The 20,343-nt window shown below is 63.3% G+C and carries 15 protein-coding genes; 6 read left to right on the top strand and 9 right to left on the bottom strand.

What is annotated here, in order from left to right:
- Positions 1–38: 38 nt before the first annotated feature.
- From ACZ5J0_RS06040 to ACZ5J0_RS06025, 4 genes are all read right to left on the bottom strand, one after another.
- Positions 39–1,031, bottom strand: coding sequence for a 4-(cytidine 5'-diphospho)-2-C-methyl-D-erythritol kinase (locus tag ACZ5J0_RS06040; RefSeq protein WP_464094402.1), 993 nt, complete (start codon positions 1,029–1,031; stop codon positions 39–41).
- Entirely contained in the window at positions 1,028–1,909 is an 882-nt protein-coding gene (gene rsmA, locus ACZ5J0_RS06035; protein ID WP_464094401.1) for a 16S rRNA (adenine(1518)-N(6)/adenine(1519)-N(6))-dimethyltransferase RsmA, read from the bottom strand. Before rsmA ends, ACZ5J0_RS06040 begins: the two co-directional genes overlap by 4 nt.
- A gap of 26 nt (positions 1,910–1,935) precedes the next feature.
- Entirely contained in the window at positions 1,936–3,105 is a 1,170-nt protein-coding gene (locus ACZ5J0_RS06030; RefSeq protein WP_142939838.1) for a resuscitation-promoting factor, read from the bottom strand.
- A 291-nt stretch (positions 3,106–3,396) separates the two neighbouring features.
- A complete protein-coding gene (locus ACZ5J0_RS06025; RefSeq protein ID WP_142939839.1) occupies positions 3,397–4,293 on the bottom strand; it encodes a TatD family hydrolase in 897 nt (298 codons plus the stop codon).
- Between the two features lie 197 nt (positions 4,294–4,490).
- Here ACZ5J0_RS06025 and ACZ5J0_RS06020 point away from each other — a divergent pair, with 197 nt between their 5' ends.
- From ACZ5J0_RS06020 to ACZ5J0_RS06010, 3 genes are read left to right on the top strand one after another with little or no spacing between them, the layout of a single operon-like run.
- A complete protein-coding gene (locus ACZ5J0_RS06020; protein WP_464094400.1) occupies positions 4,491–5,579 on the top strand; it encodes an AAA family ATPase in 1,089 nt (362 codons plus the stop codon).
- A 13-nt stretch (positions 5,580–5,592) separates the two neighbouring features.
- The gene (locus ACZ5J0_RS06015) at positions 5,593–7,056 is read left to right on the top strand and encodes a DUF58 domain-containing protein (RefSeq protein ID WP_464094399.1); all 1,464 of its coding nucleotides are present in this window, start codon (positions 5,593–5,595) and stop codon (positions 7,054–7,056) included.
- Positions 7,053–9,563, top strand: coding sequence for a transglutaminase TgpA family protein (locus ACZ5J0_RS06010; RefSeq protein ID WP_464094398.1), 2,511 nt, complete (start codon positions 7,053–7,055; stop codon positions 9,561–9,563). Before ACZ5J0_RS06015 ends, ACZ5J0_RS06010 begins: the two co-directional genes overlap by 4 nt.
- A 137-nt stretch (positions 9,564–9,700) precedes the next feature.
- Here the strand turns inward: ACZ5J0_RS06010 and ACZ5J0_RS06005 are convergent, their stop codons facing one another.
- Together ACZ5J0_RS06005 and rsmI are read right to left on the bottom strand one after the other, a co-directional pair.
- Positions 9,701–11,182 carry an NAD-dependent succinate-semialdehyde dehydrogenase gene (locus tag ACZ5J0_RS06005; RefSeq protein ID WP_464094397.1) on the bottom strand — a complete coding sequence of 494 codons (1,482 nt, stop codon included), beginning with the start codon at positions 11,180–11,182 and terminating at the stop codon, positions 9,701–9,703.
- A 160-nt stretch (positions 11,183–11,342) separates the two neighbouring features.
- Complete coding sequence (rsmI, locus tag ACZ5J0_RS06000) at positions 11,343–12,212, bottom strand: 16S rRNA (cytidine(1402)-2'-O)-methyltransferase (RefSeq protein ID WP_208096577.1); 870 nt, start codon at positions 12,210–12,212, stop codon at positions 11,343–11,345.
- A gap of 133 nt (positions 12,213–12,345) precedes the next feature.
- On the opposite strand from rsmI, the gene ACZ5J0_RS05995 reads away from it, so the two are divergent.
- Together ACZ5J0_RS05995 and ACZ5J0_RS05990 are read left to right on the top strand one after the other, a co-directional pair.
- Entirely contained in the window at positions 12,346–14,199 is a 1,854-nt protein-coding gene (locus tag ACZ5J0_RS05995; RefSeq protein ID WP_464094396.1) for a phospholipid carrier-dependent glycosyltransferase, read from the top strand.
- Positions 14,200–14,212: 13 nt separating this feature from the next.
- On the top strand, positions 14,213–16,045 hold the full coding sequence (locus tag ACZ5J0_RS05990) for an AMP-dependent synthetase/ligase (protein ID WP_464094395.1): 1,833 nt from the start codon (positions 14,213–14,215) through the stop codon (positions 16,043–16,045).
- Positions 16,046–16,098: 53 nt separating this feature from the next.
- Here ACZ5J0_RS05990 and ACZ5J0_RS05985 read toward each other — a convergent pair whose 3' ends face one another.
- Positions 16,099–17,265: a TIGR01906 family membrane protein gene (locus ACZ5J0_RS05985; protein ID WP_250821461.1), complete on the bottom strand. Its 1,167-nt coding sequence runs from the start codon at positions 17,263–17,265 to the stop codon at positions 16,099–16,101.
- A 139-nt stretch (positions 17,266–17,404) separates the two neighbouring features.
- Positions 17,405–18,400, bottom strand: coding sequence for a stage II sporulation protein M (locus ACZ5J0_RS05980; protein WP_464094394.1), 996 nt, complete (start codon positions 18,398–18,400; stop codon positions 17,405–17,407).
- 106 nt (positions 18,401–18,506) lie between these two features.
- On the opposite strand from ACZ5J0_RS05980, the gene ACZ5J0_RS05975 reads away from it, so the two are divergent.
- Complete coding sequence (locus ACZ5J0_RS05975; RefSeq protein WP_464094393.1) at positions 18,507–19,310, top strand: RDD family protein; 804 nt, start codon at positions 18,507–18,509, stop codon at positions 19,308–19,310.
- 45 nt (positions 19,311–19,355) lie between these two features.
- On the opposite strand, the gene ACZ5J0_RS05970 is transcribed toward ACZ5J0_RS05975, so the two are convergent.
- Positions 19,356–20,177 (bottom strand): pentapeptide repeat-containing protein, encoded by an 822-nt coding sequence (locus tag ACZ5J0_RS05970; protein ID WP_464094392.1) that lies wholly within the window; start codon positions 20,175–20,177, stop codon positions 19,356–19,358.
- Positions 20,178–20,343 lie beyond the last annotated feature (166 nt).

Raw genomic sequence — 20,343 nt, 5'->3', positions numbered from 1 at the left:
CTACTGCTGGAATGCGGGGGTACGGGAGCTGGAGGGTACTAAAGGAGGGTATCGGAGATGATCCGGGCGCCGGGAACCGGACCGTGTACGGCCAGGGCATTGTGTCCACGGTGGCCAAGCTCTTCAGCAAGAACCGCGGCTGCGACGGAATCCCGGGCAAGCAGCGCGATGGTGGGACCGGAGCCTGACACCATGCCGGCGAGGGCGCCTCGCGCTTCGCCCAGTCCAATGGTGTCGCGAAGTTGGGGGGCGAGCGTGATGGAGGCCCGCTGGAGGTCGTTGATGAGCACGCGGCTGAGGGTTTCGGGGTCGCCGTTCCGCAGGGCCTGGAGGATGGTGGGGTCAACATCAACGGGCTCCGGAATCTCGGCGCCTTCGGAATCCCGGAGACCGTCAAGGGTGCGGAATACGTCAGGTGTGGACAGCCCGTAGTCGGCAAAAACCAGCACCCAGTCCATTTGTGCCTTGGCCAGTGCGGGTGAGAGTTCGTCTCCCACGCCAAGCCCGACGGCGGTGCCGCCCAGGAGCGAAAACGGAACGTCCGCGCCCAGCTCGGCCGCCAAATGCGCGAGTTCATCGCGTGAGAGGCCGCTGTTCCACAGTGCGTCGCACGCCAACAGGGTGGCTGCGGCATCTGCGGAGCCGCCGCCCATTCCACCGGCCACGGGCACACGTTTGGTGATTTCCAAGTGCACGCCTGTTGGCTTTTCAGACACTTCGGCCATGATGGCTGCCGCTTTGTAGGCGAGGTTGCGTTCGTCCAAGGGGATATCCACACCGTCAAGGTCCAGTGTGCTGTCCGGGCTGATGCTGACGGTGATTCCTGGAGTCTCTGTACTTGTGGCAGCCACTTCCTCATACAGAGAGACGGCCAAGTACACGCTGGCAACCGAGTGGTAGCCATCAGGCCGCAACGGGCCCACGCTCAGGGAGACGTTGACTTTGCCCGGGGCTTTGACCCGAACTGTGCGAGCGTGGAAGCGCTCCCCCACGAACGGGAGGCTGCTGGGTTTGCGGCCGCCCGGGTTCATGCGCTCACAGGGTGGCGGGCTTCGGCGATCTTGACGTAGGCGTTGATGTCCAGGACCTCGCCGCGTGCGGTGGGGTCAACACCGGCGGCAACGAGGCACCGTTCGGCTTCGGAGGCGCTCCCGGCCCAACCGGCAAGTGCTGCTCGCAGTGTCTTCCGCCGCTGCGCGAAGGCTGCGTCAATGACAGCGAACACTTGTTCACGGGTTGCATGCGTTTCCGGGGGGTCGTGCCGGGTGAAAGCCACCAATCCTGAATGGATTTTCGGTGCCGGCCAAAACACGTTCATTCCGATCACACCCGCCTTGCGCATGTGCCCGTACCAGGCAGCCTTGACCGACGGAACACCGTAGATCTTGGAACCCGGCGTGGCGGCAAGACGGTCGGCAACCTCGTCCTGCACCATGACCAGGCCGTGCTGGAGGCTAGGGAAATGCTGCAGCAGGTGAAGCACCACGGGCACAGCCACGTTGTAGGGCAGGTTGGCCACCAACGCGGTGGGAGGCAGGGGCAATTCGGTGACCTTCATGGCGTCCGAGAGCACCAGGTGGAAGTTCTCTTCCGCCTCGGGACGCCAGGCCCGCACGGTCTCGGGCAGTTTTTCCGCCAAGACGGGGTCGATTTCGACGGCGACCACGGCCTTGGCTGCGTCCAGCAAGCCGAGCGTCAGGGAGCCAAGGCCGGGGCCAACCTCCAGCACGGTCTCACCATCGGCTATGTTGGCAGCGGCCACGATCCTGCGGATCGTGTTGCCGTCGATCACAAAGTTCTGCCCCAGCGTTTTGGTGGGGCGTACACCGATTTCTTCGGCGAGCCGTCGGATATCTGTGGCACCCATCAAAGGCGCGACGGCGGCGGGTTCGGAATTCGGTTCAGTCACCTAGGTATCGTATCGCCTGTGCGGGGTCAGGCCGCGTGGGCGCATCCCCAGTCGCTGAGGCCGTTCTTTGCGTAGAGGCGGTTTGCGATGTCAATCTGCTGCGCTTTGGTGGCCAGGCTGGCGTTGGGAGCGTAGGCTCCACCACCGTTTGCCAACCAGGTGGGGCTGGAGAACTGCAGTCCGCCGTAGTAGCCGTTGCCGGTGTTGATGGACCAGTTTCCGCCCGATTCGCACTGCGCAATCCTGTCCCACATGGCTTCGTTCGGGGCGCCGGTGGGGCCGCTGGCTGCGGGTGCCGCTGCGGCGGCTGCTGCCTGGGGAGCAGGAGTGGCAACGGGACGGGCCTTGGTGCCGACGCTGATCTTCTCGGGAACCGGCTGGGTGGCGACGTTGCTGGAGACCAGGGTGCGGGAAGCTTCACGGCCGTCGACGAGGACAAGCTTGAAAGTCTTGACCAACGATCCTGCCACGCCTTCCTGGGTCACCTTCTCTTCGCCTTTGAAGAGCTCCGCGCTGTCGCTCTTCACGCTTTCGAAGGGAACTTCTTCTGTGGCTTCGGCGGTCTTGCTGGTGTCCACGCGGGAGACCTTGATTACCATGTCCTGGACGATCGGAGCATTGCCGGGCTGGGAGATGTGGTCGTTGGCGCCCACAGTAATTCCGGTCTCCTTGAGCACGGTGGCGACGTCGGCCGCCGTCGTGGTGGTGCTGGTGTCCTTGCCGTCAGCTACGACGCTGATGGTCTTGGGCGTGGAGATGGAAACGAACGAGCCGGTCACTTCCAAGGAAGCTTCCTTGGGCTGGGAGATTTCGGAGGAGCTGGCTACGCCGAGCTCGCTCACAAGGCCTGCAACATCAGGGGCCGTGGTGTTCACGGTCTTCCGGGCGCCGTCCAGTTCGATGGACACGGCCTTGGCCAGGTTGACGTTCACTACTGAACCGTTGTCGACCTTCGCGTCGAGGGCCGGCGAAACGCGGTCCGCGTCCTTCAGCTCGACCTTGGCTGCCTTGACCACTTGGTCAACAGTGCCGCCAAAGGTCTGGATGGAGCTCACTTTGCCGTCCACGTTGAGGGTGACAGTCTTGTTGTTGCCCACGAAGGCCACAACACCAACCACCAGCGCCGCGACTACCAGCAACTGGGTACCTACTTTGAGGAAGCTGAACTTGCCATCCGTTGTGAAGAACTTGATCACGATCGCCCATTACTCTCAGACCATCCGGGCACGGGGAAAAGCGCAAAAGTAATGCCGACCGCAAAACATCAGGGCCAGGCAATACGCCTGGTCCTGCTCTTGCTGCCGGCATCTGCGCCGCCAAAAAACATTCAACTGATTGCCCCGGAATGAACCGACGCAGTTGTCCGAAGGCCTTCCCCGACCCCGGCTACTTGTTTAACACAGTAACCGATCCGTTATAAACGAACCAAGAAACGTGCATACCGGGTATCCAGCCGGGCTGCTGAACCTGGACACCAGAAGGGCCGTTTATGCCCAGGATCCGTAGGCATTCAAGGTATTTTCGGCCAGGCGGGAACAAAGTTCGGACAAGTCATCTCCTGTCACGTCCGCCATGGACCGGACCGTGTAGGGCACCATATAGCTGGCATTTGGCTTGCCACGGTGGGGATGGGGTGTGAGGAACGGTGCATCGGTTTCCACCAGAATCCTGCTTGGCTCGGCGATGGCGAGGGCGGCGCGGAGGTTCCCGGCATTCTTGAACGTCATTGTCCCGGCGAACGACATGTACCATCCGTTCCGGTTGCATATCCGGGCGAGTTCTTCATCTCCGGAGAAGCAGTGGAAAACCACACGCTCGGGAGCGCCTTCTTCGCGCAGAACCTGGACGACGTCGTCGTGGGCGTCGCGGTCGTGAATCTGCAGCGTCAGGTCAAGCCGTTTGGCGATGTCGATGTGGCGGCGGAACGAGTACCGCTGATGCGCCAGTCCTTCACCGTGGGTCCGGAAGAAATCCAACCCTGTCTCACCGATGGCCCGTATCCGCGGATGCCGGGCCAACTCCTCGATCTCGGCGAGCGCGGATTCCAGCTCCCCGCGGGCCGCGTATTCGGGGGCGTCGTTGGGGTGGATGGCCACGGCGCCCAGTAGCCGGGGATCAGCGTCCACGGCCTGCACTGTGAATCGTGACGATTCGAGGTCGCAACCTACCTGCACGGCTCCCTGCACGCCCACCGCTTCTGCGGAGTCCATGGCATCCCTGACGGAGACCTCGATCAGGCCGTGCCTGAAGTCCAGATGTGTGTGGTTATCCATGACGGCTACGGGGAGGGGCTCCGGTGCCGGCGGGTATTCCCGGCGGGAATCTTTTTCTTCTGCTGCATCGGATGGCGCCCTGTAGGGTGCTGGGGCGAGGGAGTTGCACATGCTTCCACCTTAATCGGACTGCGGTCCTCCTTGGGCAACCACCAAGTTGTACACACTAAATTCCACATGGCACATAAATTCCGGAGCACTATGTCAGCGGCGGCCAATGTCTAGGTAGTCTGGAACGGACAAGCGGTCAACAACAACAGCGTTTAGCGAAGATTGCTGTTGCCGAGGCCACGGCTGAAGGGCGATTCATGGAGTCCAAGCAACAAGTCACCGTTGAGCCTCCGCCCGTCCAGGGCGAGGCTTACAGCACCCTGCCACAGGATGGTTCCGGGCTCAACGGGCATAGGCCGCAGGTCATGGACGCGGAACGGTTCCACGATGCCAGCCAGCGCATCCTGGGTTCCATCAATAAGGTCATAGACGGCAAGGCGGACGCGGCAAAGCTCGCCCTGACGGTCCTCCTGGCCCAGGGTCACCTTCTTTTGGAGGACGTCCCGGGCGTGGGCAAGACCCTGTTGGCCAAGACGTTGGCGAGGAGTGTGGACTGTACGGTCTCCCGAATACAGTTCACCCCTGACCTGCTTCCCTCCGATGTCACTGGCGTGTCCATCTACAACCAGTCTTCCCGGCACTTCGAGTTCCGCCCCGGCGCCGTGTTCGCGAACATCGTCATCGGTGACGAAATCAACCGCGCTTCGGCCAAAACCCAGTCCGCGCTGCTGGAATGCATGGAGGAGCACCAGGTAACCGTGGACGGCCATTCCTACCAGCTGGGATTGCCCTTCATGGTGGTGGCCACACAGAATCCCATCGAAATGGAAGGCACCTACCCGCTTCCTGAAGCCCAGCGTGACCGCTTCATGGCTCGGATTTCCATGGGCTACCCGGACAAGGACGCCGAAATCGAGATGCTGGAGACGCATCAGGCGTCCTCGCCCTTGGTAAACGTGACTCCCGTGGTGACCGCTGCCGATGTTGCTGCCATGATTTCCACGGTCCAGCAGGTCTACGTCTCCACGGCCATCAAGGAGTACACGGTGGCCATTGGACGGGCCACCCGGGACAGCGCACGCCTTCGCCTGGGCGCCAGCCCTCGGTCTTTGCTGCAATTGTTGCGTGCTGCCAAGGCCACGGCAGCTTTGGATGGCCGCGATTTTGTCCTCCCTGATGACGTGGTGGACGTTGCCGAATCGGTGCTGGCCCACCGGATCATCCTGGATCGCAAGGCCGCGAGTTCGGGCGATACTCCACAGAGTATTCTTCGGGGCATCTTCGCTTCCCTGCCCGTTGCCCAGGAACCGCCCGGCGCATGGCGCAGGGACAGGCATAGCGTTTAGGAGACACGCCCCAATGGCGCTCATGGATCGGCTTCCCAAGCATTTATTCACCAACCGTGGCTGGGGACTCCTGGCAGCCGGGGCCCTTTCCCTGGGGTGCGCCTACGTCATGGGAAGGCGCGATCTCCTGTCCTTGGCGGTCTTGCTGATTCTCCTGCCATTGGTGGCGCTTGCCGGCGTCCGGGTACTCAAACCAAAGTTCCAGGTGTACCGCGAGTTCAACCCGTCCACGGTGGAGACCTCAAGCACCACCACTGTTCGCCTGGCCATTGCCCGTTCTTCATCTGCCACGGGGCAGGTCATCATGGAGGAGCAGTTGCCTCAGCGTTTCGGGGAGCCTCCCGCTTTCCGTTTTCCGGCCAGGTCAGCGTCAGGTGGCACCAGCCGCTACGAGTATCACCTTCGCTCGGGCAAGCGTGGACAGTTCCGGATCGGTCCGGTCACGGCAGAGTTCAGTGACCCGTTTGGTTTGTCTTTGCGCAGGCACGCAATTGACGACGGCGACCTCCTGACCGTGACGCCTGCCGCCGTCGAACTTCCCGTCACGGGCCTGGCCGGAGCGCGGGGCAATGACGGCGTGACGGCAACCCGCATCCGGGCCAATCCCAGCGACGACGACATTATGACCCGCGAGTATAGGCATGGGGACCCCATGCGACGCGTTCACTGGGCCGCCACGGCCCGCCATGGCCAGCTCATGGTCCGCCAGGAGGAGTCGGTAACCACACCGGAAGCGACTCTCATCCTTGACCAGAGGTTCACCGCCTTTGCCTCCGGAAACGGCTCCGTGTTCGGAAGCCGTGACGAAGATTCGGATTTGGTCACCAGTACCAACTTTGAGTGGACAGTTACGGCAGCGATGTCGATCGCCGCACACTTGGCGGAACGAAGTTATTCGTTGCGGCTCCTTGACTCGTTCGGTGGGCCGGCGTTCCACCGTTCGAGGTCGGCCGCGGATCCTGATGCGGAGGAGTTCTCGGGTGCGGGCGGCCTTCAGGCAATCGCCGAGGCTTTGGCGGCTGTGGAGCTGAGCGGCCCCCGGCACGTCAGGCCGGATCACCACCGGGCCGAGAACGGGGACCACAAATCCGGTCCGGAACATAAAGAGGGCACCTCCGGCGCAGCGGGCGCGGAGACTGCGGATTCTCCGTTCAACGACCACCTGATGGACAAACTCTCGGCGCATCGCCTGCGCGGCCCCCTGCTGGCCTTGGTGGGCAACCTGACACTCGCAGAAGCACGGGCGCTCGCTCCCGCGGCCGGGTATGGCGCCAATGCTTTCGCCATGGTGGTGACCGATGCTTCGCGTAACACCGACCAAGTATTGGAGATCCTGCGCCTGGCAGGTTGGAGAGCGGCGGCAGTCACCTCAAAGACCCGGCTGACCGCAGCCTGGTCTGCCTTCGACGAGGGCGGAATCGTGGCGGCGGCCGATGCCGCCATGGATGTCCGGCGTGGAGCGGCGGTGCCCCGATGACAGCTACATCACACCAAGGCTCCCCCAACGCGCCGACTCAACCCGGCGGTCCTTCCGGCACGCCCGATTCCGGCACGCCCGCACCCGGCAAGCCGCTACGGCCACGGGCCCCGGGGGCCGGACCATACCCGTGGGTCATGGCGGGATCAGTCTCAGTGGCCGTTCTTGGCGCTGCCCTGTCCCTGAATGGAGTCCTGAGGGGCTGGGCCTGGTTCATGCCGCTGATCACCACCGTGGTGGTGGTCGCACTGACGCTTGCTGTACTCCGAGCGCTCCGTGCCCAGCCGTTGTTGGTCACTTTGGCCTCATTTGCCTCGTTGGCCGGCATCCTCAGCTTCATTTTCTGCCGCCAGGAAAGCCTGGCGGGGTTCATCCCCACCACCGGAACCTTCACCGCCGTCGGACGCCTTATCAAACGGGCTGCAGAGACAGTGGTGTCCGAAAGTGCGCCTGTGGCACCCAACGCGGGGATCGTCTTTGTCCTCTGCGCTTGCCTGGGCCTCTTGGTGATCTTGATCGATGCCCTTGCCGTTCCCCTGTCCATGCCGGCCGCCAGCGGCATTGGTCTCCTGGCTGTCATGGTGGTCCCGGCAACCATCAAACCCCAGAGCGTGGGCGTCGCCGGATTCATGGGCGCGGCCGTGGGCTACCTGCTCATCCTCGGGTGCAGCCACTGGTTCGCCCCGGATGCGAAGTTGCAGTCGGGTTCAGGACGCGGAGCCGGGCAGTTCAGGCGCTCGGTGGTTACAGGCGGCCTGGCACTGGCCTTGACCATGACCGTTCCTGTGGTGATTCCCGGTTTCGAGACCGGGACCTTTCCGCAGGGCTCCCGGCTGAGCCCCTGGGGAACCTCCAATGGGCTCAACCCCATGATCACTTTGGGCAACAGCCTCCGCAGCCCCACCGGTTCGGGACGCATCACCTATGCCACCAGTGCCAGCGCTCCCCTGTACCTCCGCTCCGTGACGGTGGAGAACTTCGACGGCGAAACCTGGGCCCCTGATGATCGGGGGGCGGGTCGCCGGGCGGGCGTGGACAGGATCGAGACCGGATATGCGATCCAAGGCGAGGTGGTCAACGCAGTCACGTCGGTCAATGCGGGCCTGTTTTCCAGCCCTTACCTTCCTGCTCCATTTGCCCCTGCCTCCGTAAACGGCCTCAACGGACGATGGACGTGGGATCCATCAACCTTGAGCATCATGAGCACGGAGACCACCACCCGCGCGCAACGGTATGTGGTTTTCTCCGCAGCTCCCAAGATCACTGCGCAGTCCCTCTCCCAGGCCAATGCCGTTCCGCAGGATATCTCCGAGGACTTCCTGAGGGTCCCCGGGAACCTTCCGGATATCGTGCGCCAAACGGCTGATACCGTCACAGCATCGGCTGGCAGCAATTACGCCAAGGCGCTGGCCATCCAGAAGTACTTGCGTTCAGGCGAGTTCACTTATTCACTCCAGGCTCCCGTCCAGAACGGCTATGACGGCAATGGCCTCTCGGTCCTGGCCGACTTCCTTGCAGTGAAGAGCGGCTATTGCGTCCATTTCTCCTCCGCCATGGCGGTCATGGCACGGGCTGAAGGCATCCCCAGCAGGATTGCGGTGGGCTACGCGCCGGGCCGCCTCACGGGGGAATCGGTGGCCTTGGTGGGTCAGGGATCCTTCCCCGAGTACGAGGTTGACGCCCGGGACGCGCACGCGTGGCCTGAGCTGTACTTCGAGGGCCTGGGCTGGGTCCCCTTCGAGCCGACACCGTCCCGCGGCGTTCCTCCGGACTACGCGACGGAAAGTTCGGTAGCCGGCAACTTGAGCACCAACGCCGATGAGAAAGAGGTGCTTACCACCCCCGCCCCCGCTCCCACCCCAGCTGCCCCACTCCCTGGCTTGAATACGCCTGCCGCAAGTTCGGCCGCAGTGAACCCGTGGCCAGCGATCGGCGCCGCAGTGGCCGGGGTCCTGGTGCTTGGTGGATTCCTGTGGTCGCCGAGGCTGAGCCGGACGGTGCTCCGGCGACGCCGGCTCAGCCAAAAGCCTCCGGCCGATTCCGACTTCCCGGGCTATAAGGATCCTGCCCCTGAACTGGCCTGGGCGGAGTTGCAGGATCTCTCCACCGACTACGGCGTGCCGTCAACGCCCAGCGAGACGCCGAGGCATTTCTCCGCCCGGCTGCGCTCCAGCTCCGCCTTGGGGGTCGCGGGAGGACTCGACGACGCCGCACATGAGGCAGTCGCGTCCCTCACCTCGGACTTCGAACGGCAACGGTACGGCCGAACCATGACGATTGCGCCGTCAGCGGCCGCCCGGATCGCTGTCGTTCGCGAATCGTTGCGGAACAATGCCCGCTGGTTGGTCCGCTTCCGCGCGGACTGGCTGCCGCCGTCGATGATGCAGCGTTGGGTGCATGCCCTCGGCGCACCGTTCCGGGCTGTTGGAAGGTTCGGCACGGCAACGGGGCGGGCGATCGCTTTTTCCTGGCGCAGGCTCAAAGGATTGCTCCCCCAGCGCCGCTAGGTCCGGGACCACTGATCCGGATTCAGACGCAAAGGGCCCGACGCCGGAACTTGTGGTTCCGGGGCCGGGCCCCTGCATGTGTCAACCGTTCTTGTTGCGAGAGCGGCGGACCGGGCTCCTTGGTGGAAAGAGCAGCATTAGTCGGCGTACGGGTCCGCGATACCTACGTACTGGGTGTAGAGGTACTCTTCGATGCCTTCGGAGCCGCCTTCGCGGCCCAAGCCGGACTGCTTGACTCCACCGAACGGCGCGGCGGCGTTGGAGATCACACCGGCGTTGAGGCCGAGCATGCCGGTCTCGATCCTTTCGCTGATGCGCAGGCCGCGGTTGAGGTCCTTGGTGAAGACGTAGGCAACCAGGCCGTATTCGGTGTTGTTGGCCAGGCGGACAGCGTCGTCTTCGGTGGAGAAGGTGATGATGGGCGCTACCGGTCCGAAGATCTCTTCCTGCAGAATGCGGGCATCGGCGGCAACGTTCTTCAGCACGGTGGGCTGGTAGAAGTAACCGGGACCGTCGACGGCGGCACCACCGGTGACTGCTGTGGCACCTCCTGCTACGGCTTCGGAAACCAGGGCGTGAACGCCGTCGCGGGCCTTGCCGTCGATCAGCGGGCCAACCTTGGACTCCGGCTCGGTGCCGCGGGCGGTGGTGAGTGCGCCGATCTTGGCGGCGAACTTCTCCGCGAAGGAATCGGCGATGGACTCGTGCACAATGAAGCGGTTTGCTGCGGTGCAGGCCTCGCCCATGTTGCGCATCTTCGCGGCGATGGCACCTTCAACAGCCTTGTCCAGGTCCGCGTCCTCGAAGACCACGAACGGGGCGTTGCCACCCAGTTCCATGGAGGTGCGCAGGACCTTGTCCGCGGCTTCACGGATCAGGGCCTGGCCCACCGGGGTGGAGCCGGTGAAGGAGATCTTGCGGAGACGGTCATCCTTGATCAGCGGGCCAGTGACAGCGCCTGCCGTGGAGGTCTGGATGACGTTCAGGACACCGGCGGGAAGGCCGGCTTCCTGCATGACCTGGGCGAACAGGAGGCTGGTCAGCGGGGTCAGGTTTGCGGGCTTGAGCACCATGGTGCAGCCGGCTGCGACAGCTGGGGCTACCTTGCGGGTGGCCATGGCCAGCGGGAAGTTCCACGGGGTGATCAGCAGGCAGGGGCCCACCGGCTTCTTCTGCACCAGCAGGCGGTTCTTGCCATCAGGTGCTGCGGAATAGCGGCCGGACACGCGGACAGCTTCTTCCGAGAACCAGCGCAGGAATTCGGCACCGTAGGTCACTTCACCACGGGCTTCGGCCAGGGGCTTGCCCATTTCCAAGGTCATCAGCAGCGCGAAGTCTTCGGCACGCTCAGTGACCAGCTCGAAGGCACGGCGCAGAATTTCGCCGCGTTCGCGCGGTGCGGTGCGTGCCCAGTCAGCCTGGGCGGCAGCAGCGGCGTCGAGGGCGGCAGCGCCGTCTTCAGCACCGGCATCGGAGATGCTGAGCAGGACCTTGCCCGTTGCCGGGTCCTCAACATCAAAGGTCTTTCCGGAACCAGCCGGGCGCCACTGACCGTTGATCAGCAGGCCGGTAGGGACGGAAGCCAGCAGTTTGCTTTCGCGTTCAACCGTGACAGTCATGGCGACTCCTTCGTCTCGGGTGCTTTGGAGAATTGCACCACAGGGGTTCGTTGCCGGAAGTGGCTTGAATTACTGCCACGGTACTGCCCCACGAGAAGCAGTGTCTACGCCTTCACGCACTGCCACATGGTCGTCGATTTGTGCAGGTGCACAGCATAGGTCAGCGCGCTGCTAGTACCGCTGAGTAGAGCTCCCGCTTGCTGACCCGGGCCTCCTCGGCCACTGCGGCTACGGCCTCCTTCAACCGGATGCCTTGCGAAATGAGCTCGTTGACCGCTGCGACGTGGTCCTCCGGCTTGCCGGGTTCCTGTTCGGGCGCACCGGCCACCACAACCGCGATCTCGCCACGGACCTCGTTGTTCTCTGCCCACTGGAGCAGTTCACGCAACGTGCCGCGAATGACTTCTTCATACGTCTTTGTCAGCTCACGGCAGACTGCCACGCGGCGATCGGCCCCGAAACGCTCATGAAGTGCCCGCAACATGACCTCAAGCCTGTGCGGGGCCTCAAAGAAGACCATGGTGCGGCGTTCGTCGGCCAGGTCTGCAAGGCGTGAGTTCCTGTCCCCCGACTTTCGCGGCAGGAATCCTTCAAAGCAGAAACGGTCGGTGGGCAAACCGGATAGCGCCAGCGCCGTCAGGACCGCGGAAGGGCCAGGAACCGCCGTGACCGTCAGCCCGGCAGCAACCGCACCCTCCACCAGACGGAAGCCGGGGTCCGAAACTGCGGGCATCCCGGCGTCGCTGACCATCAGGATGGTCTTGCCAGCGCGGACGTGGTCCAACAGTTCACCGGTCTTGGCTACCTCATTGTGCTCGTGGTAGCTGATGACGCGTCCCTTGACTTCAACCCCAAGGGCAGTGACCAGCCGGTGCAAACGGCGGGTATCCTCTGCGGCCACGATGTCCGAGGTGCCAAGGAGTTCAACCAAACGCGCGGAAGCGTCCCCGACGTTGCCTATGGGTGTTGCCGCCAGGACAATCCTGCCCACGCCGGGAGTTGCGCCCGAGGCAGTAGCCGCCTCTTCCAGGTTCTCGTTGAAGGGAGCTTCGTCAGGGGTGCCGCGTTGTTCGTCCACCTGCCAAGCCTAATACCGCGCGGGGTTCAGGGTTGCAGGCGCGGGGTTCAGGGTTGCAGCAAGGATGGAAAGGTAGCATGGGCGGGTGAACCAGTCGCCCGTTCCTGCCACCGCTTCCGGATCCCCGGCAGCGTCCCCAGCGAGCCCGGAACCTGAAGACTCCAAGGCCGCGGAGAACAACGGGCAGTCGGACACACCGAAACCCGCAGGCACGTCGCGCGCCCATCCGGAAGAAGCCCCGCCCGCTGAGACCGGGCCCGCCGAGACCCGGCCCAGCCGAGGACTGCCCGGCCGGGGTGTGCCCGGCCGAGGCCTGGAGGGGCACCGCTGGATCGCACGGCCGTCCGAGGCCTACACTGCCGCGGCGCTGAAGGAACGTCTGATCGGCGCAACCCAAAGCTGGCGGGACTACCCGGCGTCCCTGCGCTTATGGTTTTGGCTGATCCCTACCCTCACGGCATTCCTGGGCGGCATTCTCCGCTTCTTCCGCCTTGATGCCCCGCACAGCCTGGTTTTCGATGAAACGTACTACGTCAAGGACGCCTACTCCTATGTGGTGAGCGGCTACGAACGCAGTTGGCCGGCCAACGCCAATGACTCCTTCATCGCCGGCAACCCGGATGTTCTCCTCAACACTCCCGAGTACGTTGTCCACCCACCAGTGGGCAAATGGATGATCGCGTTCGGGATGTGGCTGTTTGGCGGCGATAACCCCTTCGGCTGGCGGTTCAGCGCAGCTCTGGCGGGCACGGTGACGGTCTTCCTCGTTTCGCTCATTGCACTGAAGCTGTTCCGCTCACACACCCTCGGGGCGGTTGCCGGTCTCCTGCTGGCCATCGACGGCCATCACCTGGTGCTTTCCCGGACGTCCCTGCTGGACGTGTTCCTGGCCCTGTGGATCCTGGCCGCTTTCGGCGCCTTGCTCATGGACCGCGACGACGGCCGACGCCGTTTGGCGTCACGGCTTGCCGCGCAAGCGGCTGCTTCGCCGGGCGGCCTACCCACACCCACCCAGCTGGTCACCGGTCCCTGGCTGGGCATGCGGTGGTGGCGGCTGGTTGCAGGGCTTTGCCTCGGCCTTGCCGTGGGCACCAAATGGTCTGCCCTGTTCTTCGTCGCGGCTTTCGGCATCATGACCGTGCTGTGGGACCTGAACGCCCGCCGTGTCGCCGGGATCCGGAGCTGGTTCAGTGCCGGCATCATCAAGGACGGCCTGCCGGCATTCGTGACCATCATTCCCATCGCTGCAGTCACCTACGTGGCCACGTGGACGGGCTGGTTCCTCTCGAAAGACGCCTATTACCGGCAATGGGCTGCCACCAACCCTGCCCCGGGCTGGGATTGGCTGCCCAACTCCGTGCGCTCCCTGGCGCACTACCACCTTGAAGCTTACAAATTCCATCAGGGCCTGAGCTCGGACCATCCGTATGAGTCCAGCCCCTGGACGTGGCTCATCATGGGCCGTCCCACCTCGTTCTACTACCAGACTCCCAAACCGGGCACTCCCGGCTGCCTGGCTGAGACATGCTCTTCGGCCATTCTGCCCGTGGGTAATCCGGTGGTTTGGTGGGGTGGAACCATCGCGTTGGTGATCCTCTTGTTTTGGTGGGCGGGCCGCCGCGACTGGCGGGCCGGTGCCATCCTCGCCGGCGTGGCAGCCGGGTACCTTCCATGGTTCATGTACCCGGAACGCACCATGTTCATCTTCTACGCCGTGTCCTTCGAACCCTTCCTGGTTCTGGGCCTGACATATGTGTTGGGGTTGGTGCTGGGACGCAGCAGCGACCCCGTCTGGCGGCGACGGTCCGGCCTCTACATTGTGGCTCTGGTCATGGTGTTGGCCGTGCTGGCAACGGCATTCTTCTATCCGGTGCTCACGGCGGAGGTCATCAGCTACCAGGAGTGGCGGATGAGAATGTGGATGCCATCATGGATCTAGGAGGAGTCAAGCAGTGAGGGAAGCAAGCACGGACCTTCTGGTCGAGGCGGACCCGGATACCAACGTGACGGACCTTCTTCTGGAACGCTGCCATAAGGATCCGTTCGGAAACCTGTACGCGCATAACACTGCGAACGGTTGGTTGAACGTCTCCGCTGCGAGGTTCCTTGGCGATGTTACCGCCCTGGCCAAAGGCTTGATCGCAGGAGGACTCAACCCTGGAGATCCTGTGGCGGTGTTGTCCCGCTCAAGCTTTGAATGGACTTTGGTGGACTTCGCCATCTGGATGGCCGGCGGAGTCACGGTGCCCATTTATGAGACGTCGTCGGCAAGCCAGATCGAGTGGATCCTGGCCGATTCCGGAGCCCGACGCATCTTTGTGGAGGACGCCGCCAAAGCAGATCTCGTCCATACACTGGTGGAGCACTCTGCCGTCCTGGGCGAGGACCCCGTGGCCATCATTCGGATGGAGCACGACGGCGACGCACCCAACCTGACCAGCGTCTCCGCCGTCGGGATCGGCATAACGGACGCCGAGCTTGAACGCCAGCGCAGCGCAGCGAACCTGGCCAGTGTCGCCTCCATCGTCTACACCTCCGGAACAACGGGCAAGCCCAAGGGCTGCGAAATCACCCACGGAAACTTTGTCCTCGTGGCGCGGAACGTCATCCCGTTCCTCCCCGAGCTCCTCATGCAGCAAGGCGCGCGGACATTGATGTTCCTGCCCTTGGCGCACGTCCTCGCCCGCGCAGTCCAGGTAGTCTGCCTCACTGCCGGCATTACTCTGGGACACAGCGCCGGCGCCAATGGACTGATGGCAGACCTGGGATCCTTCAAGCCCACTTTCCTGCTCGCCGTACCGCGCATTTTCGAGAAGGTCTACGCCGGCGCCAGCCACAAAGCGGCCATGAGCGGAAAATCCGCGCTCTTCTCGGCAGCGTCCGCCACCGCGGTTGAGTATTCGACGGCGGTGGACCTCGCCGCCCGTGGCGAGGGGCAGGGGCCGGGTTGGCTTCTGGGCATGAAGCATTCGTTGTTCAACAAACTCCTCTACCCCAAGGTGAGGGAGCTGTTCGGCGGCAATGTAGGTTACACAGTTTCCGGTGCCAGTCCCCTGAGCCTGCGGGACAACCACTTCTTCCATGGAGCCGGTGTTCCGGTTCTTGAGGGCTATGGGTTGACGGAGACTACTGCGCCCTGCACGGTCAACACACCCGCTATGTCCCGGATCGGGACCGTGGGGATTCCGCTTCCGGGGACCACCATCAGGGTGGCCCGGGACGGGGAGGTGCTGGTCAAGGGCATTGGTGTCTTCAAGGGCTATCACAACAATGACGAGGCCACCCGGGCTGCCTTCGTTGACGGGTTCTTCCGCACGGGAGATCTGGGCGAACTCGACGCCGACGGCTTTCTGACCATCACCGGACGCAAAAAGGACCTCTTAGTGACCGCCGGAGGAAAGAATGTGGCGCCGGCTCCGCTGGAGGAGATACTGCGCGAACACCCCTTGGTGGGGCAGGCCGTGGTGGTGGGCGATGGCCGGCCGTTCGTCGCAGCATTGCTTGGCCTGGACCCTGAAGGGATTGCTGACTGGTGCGCGGAGAACAAGGTGGCAGCCATGTCCCCCGACGAAGCCGCCGCTGATGACCGGGTGAAGGCAGCGGTTCAGTCTGCAGTGGACGAGGCCAACAAACTCGTCTCAGCTGCTGAATCCATTAAGAAGTTCGCCTTCATCACGGCGGAGCTCAGCGTCGAGTCCGGGCACCTGACGCCCTCGCTCAAACTGAAGCGGGCTGCGGTGCTCAGCGACTTCTCGACGGCAGTGGAGAAGCTGTACGAGAAGTAGCGCACCACCTAGGCTGCTTTCAGCCCAGGTGGTGCGCTGGCGGCTAAAAGCCCCTAGCGTGTGGCGTCCGTTGTTTCCTTGGACCGGCTTGCAGCCTCAGGTTCTTCGTCCAGTGCCTCAGCGTTCTCGTCCGCGGCCTCCTGCTTGTCCGCAACGCCGCGGCGCCGCTTGGTGGGCCATGTCAGGATGAACGTGACCGTAGCCGCCAGGAATACCAGAGCGCCGATCACAATGCCCGCGTCAATCCAGAACTGGCCCGGGAAAAGCCGGATGAGGGTGTCTTCCAGCGCGAAGGTCCATGTTCCGTTGGCAAAGAAAATCCGGTGGAATTCCGTGAAGAACTGCTGCCAGCTCAGGGCGGCCAGGACAGCTAGACCAATGATGATGACCAGCGTGACAATGGATCCGGCAAAGAGACCTCGACGGATCCCGCCATTGCTCCGCTTACGCAAATACAGGATGGCGATGATGCTGAGGATGATGAGCAGGAGCCCTGCCCCGAAGGAGGACAGGATGACCAGCTTCACGTCGGCCATATGGGAAACTTCGCTGTCCGTGAAGAGCTTCTCCCCGTCCTGATTAACCAAGCCTCCCAGATACCGGGGGCCGGCCCAGTTACTGAGGTAGTCCACAGCGTACGAGCCGTACGTCATTCGGTCGTCAGTGCTGAAGCCGTATCCGTCGCCGGGGAAACCCGGACGGTTGTACTCCACCCACAGGAACAACGGACTGGTGACTGCCCGGACGGCGAGCACCAGGAGAATGATCGGGTACGAAATGGCCAGCAGCACCTGAAAAACCCGAGGCCCTATTGGCTTCACCTTTGCCGCTTGCTCGCGTTCGGCGTTCCGTCGCGCCACTTCGTCTTCCGGCGGGCGGACCTGAAGGGCCGACGTTGGCAACGGTTCAGAATAGTGCGCCGGCGCCTTGCTGGTGGAGGCTTCGGCAAGGGTGTCCGCGAACAACGGGGTTTCAGTACCGGCGTCGGCAGCTTCAGCAGCTTTGCGGTCCGCGCGGCTACCGGGCTGGCCCTTAGCTGGCGTCGCAGTTGAATCAGCTGAAGATTTTGCTGCCACGGTGGTGGCTCCAGTGGTGGCTGCAGGAGTGGCCTCGGTGGCGCCGCCGGACGTTTTTGGCTTCATCCAGTCGAAGGCCGGTTCGTTGGGGTCCTCGTGGACGGCCGTGTCCGGTTCTTGTGGTTTTTGGCTCTTGTCGCTCACAGCGGGTTCACTTCCGTAGGCATCCACCGGCGATTGCTTGCTGCCGGCTCTCTTGTCTGCATTCGAGCCTACCGCCCGGCCTTACACAGACACGCGGTGCCACCCCGGCTGCGACCAGATTGAAACGCAACTGTAAGCTCTACGCTGCGATGCTGCGATATCCAGCGTCATTGGCATCCAGGTCTCCCGTGACACCCGCGCGGACCGCTTTCCCGCCAAGGACCAGGGTGTACACCCAGTAGCCGGCCAAAACCAACGCACCGATAGTGATCTTGGCCCATACCGGGAGCGGGCTCGGCGTGACAAAGCCTTCCACTATGCCGGAAACCAGCAGGACGAGGACCAACCCCATGGCAATGGTGATGAGGGAACGGCCCTCATCAGCCACGGCCTGCAGCCTCGTCCTCGGGCCCGGCCGCACCATGGCCCAAAAAATCTTGAGCCCCGCAGCACAGGCGATGAAAACGGCCGTAAGTTCCATGAGACCGTGCGGAAGGATGTAGCTGAAGAAAATGTCCATCTTCCCCGTCGCAAGGAAAAGTCCCGCAGCGATTCCCAGCCCCTGTGCGTTCATGAACAGGATGAAGGGAACCCAGAATCCGGTAACGCCGAAAGCCACGGCCTGAGCTGAGATCCAAGCGTTGTTGGTCCACACTGCGCCGGCAAAGGAGGCTGCCGGATTCTCGGAGTAGTAGTCAATGAAGTCTTCCTCCACGTACTGCTGCACTCTGGCGTCACTGGAGGCCACAGCCCTCAATGCCTCCGGTGAGGTGCCAATCCACAGTGCATAAGCACCCGCCACCAGGACAAAGGCCAGCCCGCACCACAGGGTCAGCCACCGGATGCGGTAAAACGCCGCAGGAAGTGAAATGACGAAAAACCGCGCCAGATCCTCCATGAAATTCGAGCGGGCCCCGGTGAAACGCGTCCGGGCCTGGGCCAGCGCTGCGGACAAGGATGCGGACAATCCCGTCTCCGGTGCCACAGAACGGATCAAGGAAAGATGCCCGGACACCGTCTGGTAAAGGCGCAGAAGTTCGTCCGCCTCGGCACCCGTCAGCCTGCCCTTGTGCGCCAGGAAATGAAGCCGCGACCATTTGTCCTCATGTACGGCCGAGAAGGCATCAATGTCCACGCCACCACCCTAGCGCCTGTATCCACCGTGCGGTCAGCCCCGCCGCTAGACTCGTTGATGCGGGCGATCACAGCGCCCACAGAATTGGCAAAACTTGGGGGCAGGCATGAGTTCAATCATCACAGGCGAGGCAGTAGTCCTCGAGCTTCGCCCCGCCTCCTTTGCCGCGCGGGCCCTGGGCCTCATCCTGGATGTCATCTCCCAGGTGGTCCTCGCAATACTCCTGATCATCCTCATCGCCTCAGCCTCCCGGGACCTTGACGATGCCGCCATCCGAGCACTGATCCTCAGCAGCGTTGTGTTCTCCGTGGTCATCGTCCCCGTCACGGTGGAGACCCTGACCCGCGGGCGTTCCTTGGGAAAGCTCGCAACAGGGCTACGAATAGTCCGCGACGACGGCGGGTCCATCCGCTTCCGGCACGCCCTCATCCGCGGGCTCCTTGGATTCCTGGAGATCTACCTGACCTTCGGCGGCCTCGCAATCGGTGTGGCACTCTTCAACGACAAATCCAAGCGCCTCGGGGACATTGTTGCAGGCACCTACTCCCTCCGGCAGCGAGTACCCTCAAAGCCCCGGATCATGCCCGTAGCCCCGCATCATCTTCAATCATGGGTGGCCATGGCTGACATCGGCAGGGTACCGGACGCCACCGCCCGACGGGCTGGAACTTTTGTACAGCAGGCTTATCTCATGGCCCCGGCCTCGCGCGTCAACATGGCGGCATCGCTCGCATCCGAACTCGCAAGGTACGTGGCACCGCCCCCGCCAGCGGGCACCATCCCCGAAGACTACATAGGCGCAGTCCTCGGGGAACGGCGCAACCGCGAACTCATCCGCCTGCGGCAAGCGGAACAGCGGAACGCAACCATAGGCGAGCGACTCAGGAAACTGCCGTTCACTGACAGTTAGCGCCCCGCTACCGGCTGACGCCGGGCGGCCGCCACCCCGTTTAGCTCACCAGTGATCCGGTTTTGTGAGTCTTGGGGGTAGGAGGGTGTGGGGGTCGCCTTCGGCGGCGTTGATCTGCGGTTGGGTCACATAGAGCGCCCTGGAGAGGTCCGCTCCGTGAAGCTGTGCTCCGCGAAGGTCAGCTCCCAGGAGGTCTACGGCGGTGAGGTCTGACTTCCTCAGATTGGCTCCGATCAGGTACGCGCCGCGGAGATCTGATCCGCAGAGGCGCTGGTTGGCAAGGTTGGCGCCCATCAGGTCGGCACCTGGCTGGAGGCCGCCGTCGGGCGTTTGCTGGTCTTCTGCGCCGTAAGAGGCGCGGGCGTCTTCGCTGACCTCCACCAAGAGCGCCCGGACCTCCCCGTGGAGTGTCTCGACGTCGGTGGCAAGGACCGTTGACGCGTCACCTTGGGCGGCGGCTACTACGCCCTCTGACAGGTGGTCCGCCGCGGCCGCGAGCTCGGGATCGAAGGTCCGTTGCCGGGCCTCAGCCAGGTACCAGAGCATCTCGTGGAGTTGCCTGACTACTTTGAACACCGCGAACATCGAGGACATGGATGAGGGATCCTGTGTCCAACTGGTCCCGGCGAAAGTGTGTTGGGAGACTACTTGGCCGGCACCGAAACAATCAAAGACCGTGCAGCCGCGGAAGCCCCGGGGCCGTAAGCGTTGGTGAATGGTGCAGGAAAAGTCGTCCGCCATGTTCGGGCACGGCGAAGCGGCAGGTTTGTCGATCGCAAAGTCAGCCGACCGGGCAAATCCGAGCGCGGTACAGCACAGGGCGAAGCAGTTGCCGCAGTCCGGGGTGAGGTTTGGTGAAGGTCTCATGCATACTCCAGGTGAAGAGAATAGGTCCGGTGGAAGGAGCCGGGGAACCCATCAACGGGTTCCCTAGGGGGACACCCGCAATCACCATGGAGGGCAGCGCAAAGAGCAGGGCCGACGAACCGTCAGCGCTGGAGAAATGGGTCAAAGCGCGCAGGAAAGAATCACT

This window comes from Arthrobacter sp. DualSoilB13 (genome assembly GCF_055389195.1).
Note: the sequence above shows the minus strand (reverse complement) of the source record. Positions and strands in the feature narration are given on the sequence as shown.

Bases quoted from the DNA above. Each gene is read 5' to 3' on its own strand.
- ACZ5J0_RS06040 (WP_464094402.1), bottom strand. From the start codon at position 1,031: ATGAACCCGGGCGGCCGCAAACCCAGCAGCCTCCCGTTCGTGGGGGAG.
- ACZ5J0_RS06025 (WP_142939839.1), bottom strand. From the start codon at position 4,293: ATGTGCAACTCCCTCGCCCCAGCACCCTACAGGGCGCCATCCGATGCA.
- ACZ5J0_RS06020 (WP_464094400.1), top strand. From the start codon at position 4,491: ATGGAGTCCAAGCAACAAGTCACCGTTGAGCCTCCGCCCGTCCAGGGC.
- ACZ5J0_RS06015 (WP_464094399.1), top strand. From the start codon at position 5,593: ATGGCGCTCATGGATCGGCTTCCCAAGCATTTATTCACCAACCGTGGC.
- ACZ5J0_RS06010 (WP_464094398.1), top strand. From the start codon at position 7,053: ATGACAGCTACATCACACCAAGGCTCCCCCAACGCGCCGACTCAACCC.
- ACZ5J0_RS06005 (WP_464094397.1), bottom strand. From the start codon at position 11,182: ATGACTGTCACGGTTGAACGCGAAAGCAAACTGCTGGCTTCCGTCCCT.
- ACZ5J0_RS05975 (WP_464094393.1), top strand. From the start codon at position 18,507: ATGAGTTCAATCATCACAGGCGAGGCAGTAGTCCTCGAGCTTCGCCCC.
- ACZ5J0_RS05970 (WP_464094392.1), bottom strand. From the start codon at position 20,177: ATGAGACCTTCACCAAACCTCACCCCGGACTGCGGCAACTGCTTCGCC.